The following is a 10,261-nucleotide window of genomic DNA, read 5'->3' on the forward strand; positions in this document are numbered from 1 at the left end:
TTAGTCAGCATGTCTTCAACATAAGGCCGAAGCGGGCGAAAGGCAAGGCGCGCACGCCTGAAACGCGTCCCTGTTTGGCGGCTACAATAGCCATCTCACATAAGCACGGGGGCAGGACGATGGACTGGCAATTCTGGATCGACCGGGGCGGCACCTTTACGGACATCGTGGCGCGCCGTCCTGACGGCAGCCTGGCCACGCACAAGCTGCTGTCGGAGAATCCGGGCCAGTACCGCGATGCGGCGCTGGCCGGCATGCGCCAGCTGATGGGCCTTGCGCCCGGCGCGCCCCTGCCCGTGGAGCAGGTGGGCGCCATCAAGATGGGCACGACGGTGGCGACCAATGCGCTGCTCGAACGCAAGGGCGAGCCGACCGTGCTGGCCATCACGCGCGGTTTTCGCGACGCCTTGCGCATCGCCTACCAGAACCGCCCGCAGCTGTTCGCGCGCCAGATCATCCTGCCGGAACTGCTGTATGGCGACGTGATCGAGATCGATGAACGCCTGGGCGCGCATGGCGAGGTGGTCGCGCCGCTCGACGAGGCGTCCGCGCGCGCCGCGCTGGCACACGCGCATGCGCGCGGCGTGCGCGCCATCGCCATCGTGCTGATGCACGGCTACCGCCATCACGCGCACGAGGCGCGGCTGGCGCAGCTGGCGCGCGAGGCCGGCTTTACGCAGGTGTCCGTGTCGCACGAGGTCAGCCCCATGATGAAACTGGTGGCGCGCGGCGACACCACGGTGGTCGACGCCTATCTGTCGCCGATCCTGCGCCGCTACGTCGACCAACTGGCGATGGAGCTGCCCGGCGTGCACCTGCAATTCATGCAGTCGAACGGCGGCTTGACGGATGCGCGCGCCTTCCAGGGCAAGGACAGCATTTTGTCCGGCCCCGCCGGCGGCATCGTCGGCATGGTGCGCGCCAGCGCGCTGGCCGGTTTCGACAAGGTCATCGGCTTCGACATGGGCGGCACGTCCACCGACGTGTCCCATTACGCGGGCGAGTTCGAGCGCGTGTTCGAGACGCAGATCGCCGGCGTGCGCATGCGCGCGCCCATGATGAGCATCCACACGGTGGCGGCGGGCGGCGGCTCCATCCTGCATTTCGACGGCGCCCGCTACAAGGTGGGGCCGGACAGCGCGGGCGCCAACCCCGGCCCCGCCAGCTACCGGCGCGGCGGCCCGCTGGCCGTCACCGACTGCAACGTCATGCTGGGTAAACTGCAGCCCGCCTTCTTCCCCCGCGTCTTCGGCCCCGACGCCGATGAAGCGCTGGATGCGGCCACGGTGCGCGCCCAGTTCGAAGCGCTGGCGCGCACGGTGAATTCGACGCCGGAACAGGTGGCCGAAGGCTATGTCGCCATCGCCGTGGGCAATATGGCCAACGCCATCAAGCAGATTTCCGTGCAGCGCGGCCATGACGTCACCGAATATACGCTCACCAGCTTTGGCGGCGCGGGCGGCCAGCATGCCTGCCTGGTGGCCGATGCGCTGGGCATGCGCACGGTCTTCATCCACAGCCTGGCGGGCGTGATGTCGGCCTACGGCATGGGCCTGGCCGACCAGAGCGCCATGCGGGAACGGGCCATCGAGGCGGCATTGGGCAAGGACTTGGCAAGCGATTTCGCTGCCCTGGGCGACCTGGCGCGGGGCGACTTGCTGCGCCAGGGCGTGGCAGGGCAGCGCATCGCGCTCGTGCATCGTGTGCACCTGCGCTACGAAGGCACGGATACGGCCCTCGTCGTGCTGTTCGATACGCTGGCCGGCATGCAGGCGCAATTCGAAGCGGCGTATAAAAAACGCTTTTCCTTTCTGATGCCGGCGCGCGCCCTGATCGTCGAAGCCATTTCCGTGGAAGCCATCGGCGCGTCCGATGCGCCGGAACCGGCCGCGCCCGCGTATGCGCCCCGTGAAGGCGCTCTGGCGCCCGTGCAGACGGTGGCCATGTACTGCGCCGGCACCTGGCGCGACAGCGGCCTGTATGGGGCGGACAGCCTGCGTCCCGGCGATACTATCGACGGCCCGGCCATCGTCAGCGACGCCAATGCGACCACCGTCATCGAACCTGGCTGGCGCGCGGAGGTGACGGCGCACGGCCATTTGATCTTGCGCAGAGTCGTCGCCGTGCCGAAGCGTGTCGCCATCGGGACCAATGCCGACCCCGTGATGCTGGAAATTTTCAATAATCTGTTCATGTCGATCGCCGAGCAGATGGGCCTGCGCCTGCAGAATACGGCCCATTCCGTCAACATCAAGGAGCGGCTCGATTTCAGCTGCGCCATCTTCGACGCCCAAGGCCAGCTGATCGCCAACGCGCCGCACATGCCCGTGCACCTCGGTTCCATGGGCGAGAGCATCCGCACCGTCATGACGCGCAATGCGGGCGTCATGCGGCCCGGCGACGTCTTCATGCTGAACGACCCCTACCACGGCGGCACGCATCTGCCCGACGTGACGGTCATTTCCCCCGTCTTCGATGAAAACGGCGAGGCCATCCTGTTCTATGTCGGCTCGCGCGGCCACCATGCGGACATCGGCGGCACGACACCCGGTTCCATGCCGCCCGACTCCACGCGCATCGAGGAAGAGGGCGTGTTGATCGACAATTTCAAGCTGGTCGACGGCGCCACGGGGGCGATGCGCGAAGACGACACCCTGGCCCTGCTGGCGGGGGCCAGCTGGCCCGCCCGCAATCCCCGGCAAAACCTGGCCGACCTGCGCGCCCAGGTGGCGGCCAACCAGAAGGGGGCCGACGAACTGCATAACATGGTCGCGCATTTCGGCATCGAGGTCGTGCAAGCCTACATGGGCCACGTGCAGGACAACGCCGAGGAAGCCGTGCGCAGGGTCATCACCACCCTGAAGGATGGCAGCTACGCGCTGGACCTGGACAACGGCGCGCGCATCCAGGTGGCGATCAAGGTGGACGTCGTGCAGCGCAGCGCCGTCATCGACTTTACGGGAACGTCCGCCCAGCTGCCGAACAACTTCAATGCGCCGTCCGCCGTCTGCATGGCGGCCGTGCTGTACGTGTTCCGCACCCTGGTCGACGACGAGATACCGCTGAACGCGGGCTGTCTGAAGCCTTTAACCGTGATCATCCCGCCCGGCTCCATGCTCAACCCGCAGTACCCGGCCTCCGTCGTCTCGGGCAACGTGGAAACCTCGACCTGCATCACCAACGCCCTGTACGGCGCGCTGGGCGCGATGGCCGCCTCGCAGGGCACGATGAATAATTTCACGTTCGGCAGCGCCAAGTACCAGTACTACGAGACGATATCGGGCGGCTCGGGCGCCGGCCCCGGCTTCGATGGCACGGACGTGGTGCAGACGAACATGACCAATTCGCGCCTGACGGACCCGGAAATCCTCGAGTGGCGCTTCCCCGTGCGCCTCGACAGCTACAGCATCCGTGCCGGTTCCGGCGGCGCGGGGCGCTGGCACGGCGGCAATGGCGGCGTGCGCCGGGTGCGCTTTTTGGAACCCATGACGGCGGCCATCCTGTCGAACAACCGCATCGTCCCGCCGTTCGGCATGGACGGCGGCGAGGCGGGCGCGCTGGGGCGCAACTACGTCGAGCGCGCGGACGGCACGGTGGAGCAGCTGGCGCATATCGGCAAGACCGCCATGCGGCCTGGCGACGTGTTCGTCATCGAGACGCCGGGCGGCGGCGGCTACGGCAAGACGGAATAGGCCAGGTCAGCACTGGCGCCGCTCAGTTGCGCGCGCACCTGGCCCACGTCGCGCATGGGCGCGCGGCCGAACTGGCGGCTGTATTCGCGGCTGAACTGCGATTCGCTGGCGTAGCCGACCCGGTAGCCGGCCGTGCCGGCGTCGATCTGTTCGACCAGCATGAGGCGCCGTGCTTCCTGCAGGCGCAGCAGCTTCTGGTACTGCATCGGCGTCATGGCCGTAATGGCCTTGAAGTGGTGGTGCAGCGAGGACATGCTCATGTTCGCCATGCCGGCCAGGTGCTCGATGCGCAGCGGCTGCGCGTAATGGTGCCGGATCCAGTCGATGGCTTGCGCCACCTGGTGCGACTGGCTGCTGGCCAGCGCCATGTGGCGCAGGCGCCCACCCACGGAGCCATTGAGCAGGCGGTAGGTCAGCTCGCGGCGGATCAACGGCGCCAGCGTGGCGATGTCCTCCGGCTTGTCGAGCAGGCGCACGAGGCGCAGCATGGCGTCGAGCAGCTCGGGCGAGACGTCGCTGACGGAGATGCCGCGCGTGGCGGGCAGGATTTTCTGCTGTGCGGCGCCACCCGCGCTGCCGGCGCTTTCGCTGTCGAGCAGCGCCGCCACGTCGGCGATGTCGATGCCCAGCACCACGCACAGGTGCGGCTGGTCGATGCTCGCTTCCACCACGCGCACCTGCACGGGCAGGTCGACGGACGTCAGCAGATACTGCATGCGGCTGTAGTGGAAGGTTTCGCTGCCCAGGGTGACGTCCTTCGCGCCCTGCGCGATGATGGCCACGCTGGGGCGCGCCGCATGGAACAGCGATTCCGTGACGGACGACTGGCGGTGGAAAGTGAGGTTGCCGATGGCCGTCGTGAAATCGCCCGTGCGCGGCGCGTGGCGGATGATCAGGGCGGCGATTTCATCTTGCGGTGTGAGTGGTGTGGACAGGGTGGACATGTGGGCCAGTATGCGTCAGATGGGGAAGGGCAGGGGCTGATCTTACGCAGATTTGGAGGATCGTGCAAAGGTCTTGCAGGATCGCGGTAACGGCGGGGCGGCATCTCGGGCACACTTGTGCAATCGCATGCACGGCACGCGTCTCCCCTCGTCACACACCTATAGATACAGGAGTTTTCATGAGCACCATCGCCAAAGGCTACGCCGCATTCGGCCCGACTTCCGCACTGCAACCGTTCACGTTCGAGCGCCGCGCCCCGCGCGAAGACGACGTGGCCATCTCGATCAAATATTGCGGCGTGTGCCATTCCGACATCCATCAGGCGCGCGACGAGTGGGGCGGTTCCGCCTTCCCCATGGTGCCCGGCCATGAAATCGCCGGCATCGTCACAGCCGTCGGCGCCAATGTGAGCAAATTCAAGGTGGGCGACCACGTGGGTGTGGGCTGCTTCGTCGATTCCTGCACCACCTGCAAGACGCGCAACGTGGACCTGGAACAGTACATGCCGGGCCTGATCCAGACCTACAACGGCCTGGAAGCGGACGGCAAGACGGCCACGCAGGGCGGCTACTCGGACAGCATCGTCGTCAAGGAAGGCTATGTGCTGTCGATTCCCGACAACCTGCCGCTGGACGCGGCCGCGCCGCTGCTGTGTGCCGGCATCACGCTGTATTCGCCGCTGAACCACTGGAAGGCCGGCCCCGGCAAGCAGGTCGCCATCCTGGGCATGGGTGGCCTGGGCCACATGGGCGTCAAGATCGCCCACGCCATGGGCGCCGAAGTGACGGTGCTGAGCCAGACCCTGTCGAAGCGCGAAGACGGCTTGCGCCTGGGCGCCAAGCATTACTACGCCACCAACGACGCGGAAACCTTCAGCAAACTGGCCGGCACCTTCGATCTGATCATCTGCACCGTGGGCGCGGCCATCGACTGGAACCAGTACATCAACCTGCTGAAAGTCGATGGCAACATGGTCATCGTCGGCATCCCCGACGGCGCCGTGCCGCCCGTGAACGCCTTCGGCCTGGTGGGCGCGCGCCGCAGCCTGTCCGGCTCCATGATCGGCTCGATCAAGGAAACCCAGGAAATGCTGGATTTCTGCGGCAAGCACAATATCGTGTCGGACATCGAGATCATCCGCATCCAGGATATCAATGAGGCGTTCGAGCGCGTCGTCAAGAGCGACGTCAGGTATCGTTTTGTGATCGACATGGCATCCCTGTAACACCCGGCGCGCCCGTGTTTGTTGGATTACGCGCTTTGCGCTAATCCAACCTACGCACTGAGTAATTTGACAAGTCCAGTAGGTCGGATTAGCTCGTAGAGCGTAATCCGACAACCCCGCCAGCTGCCCATCCCCGCCAAAAAATCAAGCACCCATGTCACTTTCTTTACTTGCGTCAAAAATCGGCATAAAATGAAACCGTACAGTACAGTTTCACTACGTAGATTTAAAAAACCAGCCATCCCCGGCGTGCTTGCCTGGGCAGGGGAGGCGTCATGGATAAAAAATGGACACTTCAGTAAATAAAGGCGCGCCGGCGATCCCGGCGGTCTTCAGGGGCAAGCGGCTTGCCCTGACGGTTTTCGGCATCTTCCTCGGATTTTCCGGCCTGGCCCTGGCGGCGGGCGGCATCGAACTCATTACCCTGGGCGGTTCCTGGTATTACCTGCCGGCCGGCCTGGGCCTCATCCTCGCCGGCGTGCTGTATCTGCGCCGCAAACCGCTGGCCAGTGCCGTCATCGCCGCGCTGCTCGTCGCGACACTGATCTGGGCCGTGTGGGAAATCGGCTTTGCCTTCTGGCCCATGGTGCCGCGCCTGGCGCCGTTCCTCGTCATCGGCCTGGTGGCCGCCTTGCTGCATCCGTGGCTGGCAGGGAGTGCTCACGGTGGCCAGTCGCGCGGCTTCGCCGCCCTGTTCGCCGTCGTGCTGGCGGCCGGTTTCGCGGCCATGTTCAAGCCGCACGGCGTGACGGAAGCGACTTCGCAGCCGCAGCAGGATGCCGTGGCGGCCGTGAATGACGGCAGCGCCAACTGGGCGCATTATGCCTATGGACCGAAGGGCACGCGCTTCGCGCCATACACGCAGATCGACAGGCAGAACGTCGACCAGTTGCAAGTGGCGTGGACCTACCGCACGGGCGAGCTGGCCGAAGGGGCATCCGAATCGCAGAACACGCCGCTGCAGATCGGCGACACCATCTACACGTGCACGCCGACGAGCAAGGTCATCGCACTCGACGCGGACACGGGCAAGGAGCGCTGGACCTTCGATCCGAAGCCGGCCAATACCAAGACGTGGAACCGCTGCCGTGGCGTGGGCTACTACGAGCCGGCTAAGGTGACAAAACCCTTTCATTTCGACGGCATGCAGGCGGCCGGCGCGCCGGTGGCGGGCGCGTGCGCCAAGCGCATCGTGCAAGTGACCATGGATGCGCGCCTGATCGAAATCGACGCGCAGACGGGCAAGCAGTGCGAGGGTTTTGGCGACAAGGGCTCCGTCGACCTCACCGTCGGCCTGGGCAAGGTCAAGATGAACGTGCCGTACTACGCCTACACGTCCGCGCCCACGGTGGCGCGCAACCTGATCATCCTGGGCGGCTGGGTCTTCGATGGCCGCTCCACCGATGAACCCTCGGGCGTCGTGCGCGCCTACAGCGCCGACACGGGGGAACTGGTATGGGCCTGGGACCTCGGTAATCCGGCCATCACCAAGCTGCCGCCGGAAGGGCAGACGTACACGCGCAGCACGCCGAACATGTGGTCGGCGCCCGCGTTCGATGATGAACTGGGCCTGGTCTACCTGCCGACGGGGAACGAGCAGCCCGACTTCTGGGGCGGCAAGCGCCCGCCGCTGACGGAAAAATACGCATCGGCCATCGTCGCCCTCGACATGGCCACGGGGCGCGAGCGCTGGACCTATCAAACCGTCCACCACGACATCTGGGACTATGACGTGGCCGCGCAGCCGGCCCTGTACGACGTCCCGGACGGCAAGGGCGGCAAGATCCCCGCGCTGGTGCAGCTGACCAAGCGGGGCCAGATCTTCATGCTGGACCGCCGCACGGGCAAGCCGATCGCGGACGTGGTGGAAAGACCCGTGCCGCAGGAGCACGCGGCCGGCGACTGGGTGTCGAAGACGCAGCCATATTCGACCGGCATGCCGGCCCTCGGCGCGGAAACCCTGACGGAGCGCGACATGTGGGGTGCCACCGTCTTCGACCAGCTGGCTTGCCGCATCAGCTTCCGCAAGCTCAATTACCAGGGCGAGTTCACGGCGCCCAGCACAAAAGAGACGCTGATCTATCCGGGCTACTACGGCGGCTTCAACTGGGGCGGCGCGGCCGTCGATGAAAGCAATGGTTATATGTTCGTCAACGATATCCGCATGCCGCAGGTGGTCAGGCTGGTGCCGCGCGAGACGGTGGACGTGGCCAAGCTGACGTCGGGCCACGGCGTGGGCAGCACCTATCCCATGGATGGCACGCCCTTCGTCATCGACCACAAGGCCTTCAATTCGCCGCTGGGCATACCGTGCCAAAGCCCGCCGTGGGGCGTGTTCGCCGCCATCGACCTGAAAACCCGCACGAAAGTGTGGGAGCGTCCGGCCGGCACGGTGCGCGATGCCGTCATCCACGGCGTGCGCGCAAGCCTGCCCATCCCGCTGGGCATGCCGACCCTGGGCGGCGGCGTCAGCACGGCGTCCGGCCTGGTGTTTTATGCGGGCACGCAGGATTACTATTTGCGCGCCATGGATATCGCCACGGGCCATGAAGTGTGGAAGGCGCGCATGCCCGTCGGTTCGCAAGGCACGCCGATGACGTATGTGTCGCCCAAGTCGGGCCGCCAGTACGTCGTGGTGGTCGCGGGCGGCGCCCGCCAGAGTCCGGACCGGGGGGATTACGTGATAGCATACGCGCTTCCCAAGACACAGTAAGAGTTTGCTTCATGCCCCAGTTGCGCACCGTTCCCGCTTCCCCGACGACCCGAAGCGAGGAGCGGCGGCGCAAGCTGCTGGTGGCGGCGGCGGATCTCTTCCTCGCCTCCGGCTACGACGGCGTCAGCATGGACGCCATCGTGGCCGAGGCGGGCGGTTCGAAAGCCACCGCCTACCGTTATTTCGGCAGCAAGCAGGAGCTGCTGGTGGCCGTGGTCGAGTACCTGTGCGCCGACTTCATCATCGCGCTGCGCCAGCTCGATACGTCGCGAGCGGGCCTGGAGCAGGGCTTGCAATTGATCCTCGATGAACTGGTGGCCGTCGTCACCAGCCCCCGCCACGCGGATTTCTACCGCCTCGTCGTCACGGGCGCGGCCGCCGTGCCGGCCGTGGGTCAGACCTGGTACGAACACGGTCCGCAAGTGTGGCACGCCCTGATTTTGCGTTTACTGGAACAGCAGCGGGCCCAGGGCCGCATCGCGCCAGACACCTCGTTTTCCAATGTGCCGCAGATCCTGTTCGACGCCGTCTTTTCGCACCTGACCACGCGCACCGTGATGCTGGGGCAGGGCGGCAGCGCGGCCACCTTCCGGCCCCTGATCGCGGAACTGATCGAGCTGGTGGTGGCGCGCGTGGCGCGTAGGTCGGATTAGGCCCGGCAGGGCCGTAATCCGACGCTGCGAGGACCGCAATATTGTCGGATTACGCTGCGCCTTGGCGGCTCCGCTAATCCGACTTACGCCACTGCCTCGAAGCTTGCCCGGCGGCTCAGGCTTCCGGCGCCGTCCAGACCAGATTCCACAGGTGCCCGTCGAGATCCTCGAAGCCCTGGTCATACATGAAGCCATGGTCTTCGGGCGGATGCGGCGTGCGGCCGCCGGCGGCAACGGCCTTGGCGATCAGGCTGTCCACCTCTTCCCGGCTGTCGCAACTGAGGCAGATGACGACTTCATTGGCTTCCTTGGCATTCGCGACCGGCTTGCCGATCAGGGACTGGAAGAAGGGTTCGGTCGTCAGCATGGCCTGGATGGTGCCGTCGACGATGTTCATGAATGCCGCGTTCTCTCCGCTGAAGCGGGCATCGAAGGTAAAGCCGAGAGCGGAAAAGAACGCCCTGGATTTGTCCAGGTCCTTCACGGGCAGGTTGAGGATGATCTGTTTGTGCATGGCGCCTCCTTGCCAGGGTGGGATTGCGTGGAATAGGGGGAATGGGCAATCGCCGCCGCATTCCCGCGGCTGCGGTCCGTCACGACTTTACCGCATTTGACAGCGCAGCGGCTGTCAGTTCAAGTTTGATTCACTACGGCGGATACGGCAGACCGGACGGTGGGGCTATGGCATCGAGAGGGGCGAACGCCTTCCCGGCAACGTCGGCGGCTTCGGGCGCACGGAATTCATGGAATCGATCTGGCTTGCGGCTGCAAGCGGTGGGTAGTCGCGCCGGAGTTGTTGACCATTCATTTCACATGCAGCAGGCGCTGGCTCGCATCAGGCAACGGCATGGTTTACTTGTTTTCGAATTGGCGCCGCCATCTTCAAGCACTTCGCAATCCTGGCTTTATTGCACCAGAGGCCGCTCAGGGGATGTTCAGTGCCGGTACCCTTGTAAACGCGTCAGCAATGAAATCCATGAATACGACGGCTCGCGTTGGAAGCAGCCTGTTTGCGACATAGACGATTTGAACC

7 protein-coding genes are annotated in these 10,261 nt (G+C 65.4%); 5 read left to right on the forward strand and 2 right to left on the reverse strand.

The window, feature by feature from the left end:
- Positions 1-119: 119 nt before the first annotated feature.
- A complete protein-coding gene (locus AC0V2Y_RS23930) occupies positions 120-3,692 on the forward strand; it encodes a hydantoinase B/oxoprolinase family protein (RefSeq protein ID WP_475414526.1) in 3,573 nt (1,190 codons plus the stop codon).
- Here the strand turns inward: AC0V2Y_RS23930 and AC0V2Y_RS23935 are convergent.
- Positions 3,674-4,636, reverse strand: coding sequence for an AraC family transcriptional regulator (locus tag AC0V2Y_RS23935; protein WP_475414527.1), 963 nt, complete (start codon positions 4,634-4,636; stop codon positions 3,674-3,676). The genes AC0V2Y_RS23930 and AC0V2Y_RS23935 overlap by 19 nt on opposite strands.
- Before the next feature lie 179 nt (positions 4,637-4,815).
- Between AC0V2Y_RS23935 and AC0V2Y_RS23940 the strand changes: the two genes are divergently transcribed.
- The 3 genes from AC0V2Y_RS23940 (at position 4,816) to AC0V2Y_RS23950 (ending at position 9,228) form a co-directional block, all read left to right on the forward strand.
- On the forward strand, positions 4,816-5,862 hold the full coding sequence (locus AC0V2Y_RS23940; protein WP_475414528.1) for an NAD(P)-dependent alcohol dehydrogenase: 1,047 nt from the start codon (positions 4,816-4,818) through the stop codon (positions 5,860-5,862).
- Between the two features lie 286 nt (positions 5,863-6,148).
- A complete protein-coding gene (locus AC0V2Y_RS23945; protein ID WP_475414529.1) occupies positions 6,149-8,575 on the forward strand; it encodes a membrane-bound PQQ-dependent dehydrogenase, glucose/quinate/shikimate family in 2,427 nt (808 codons plus the stop codon).
- An 11-nt stretch (positions 8,576-8,586) separates the two neighbouring features.
- Entirely contained in the window at positions 8,587-9,228 is a 642-nt protein-coding gene (locus AC0V2Y_RS23950; protein WP_475414530.1) for a TetR/AcrR family transcriptional regulator, read from the forward strand.
- 115 nt (positions 9,229-9,343) lie between these two features.
- Here the strand turns inward: AC0V2Y_RS23950 and AC0V2Y_RS23955 are convergent, their stop codons facing one another.
- Positions 9,344-9,742: a VOC family protein gene (locus AC0V2Y_RS23955; protein ID WP_475414531.1), complete on the reverse strand. Its 399-nt coding sequence runs from the start codon at positions 9,740-9,742 to the stop codon at positions 9,344-9,346.
- A 41-nt stretch (positions 9,743-9,783) separates the two neighbouring features.
- Between AC0V2Y_RS23955 and AC0V2Y_RS23960 the strand changes: the two genes are divergently transcribed.
- Positions 9,784-10,261: hypothetical protein (locus tag AC0V2Y_RS23960; protein WP_475418382.1), on the forward strand; the 478-nt coding region annotated here is incomplete at its 3' end.

This window comes from Janthinobacterium sp. BHSEK (assembly GCF_056174685.1).

Bases quoted from the DNA above. Each gene is read 5' to 3' on its own strand.
- AC0V2Y_RS23955 (WP_475414531.1), bottom strand. From the start codon at position 9,742: ATGCACAAACAGATCATCCTCAACCTGCCCGTGAAGGACCTGGACAAA.
- AC0V2Y_RS23950 (WP_475414530.1), top strand. From the start codon at position 8,587: ATGCCCCAGTTGCGCACCGTTCCCGCTTCCCCGACGACCCGAAGCGAG.
- AC0V2Y_RS23945 (WP_475414529.1), top strand. From the start codon at position 6,149: ATGGACACTTCAGTAAATAAAGGCGCGCCGGCGATCCCGGCGGTCTTC.
- AC0V2Y_RS23940 (WP_475414528.1), top strand. From the start codon at position 4,816: ATGAGCACCATCGCCAAAGGCTACGCCGCATTCGGCCCGACTTCCGCA.
- AC0V2Y_RS23930 (WP_475414526.1), top strand. From the start codon at position 120: ATGGACTGGCAATTCTGGATCGACCGGGGCGGCACCTTTACGGACATC.
- AC0V2Y_RS23935 (WP_475414527.1), bottom strand. From the start codon at position 4,636: ATGTCCACCCTGTCCACACCACTCACACCGCAAGATGAAATCGCCGCC.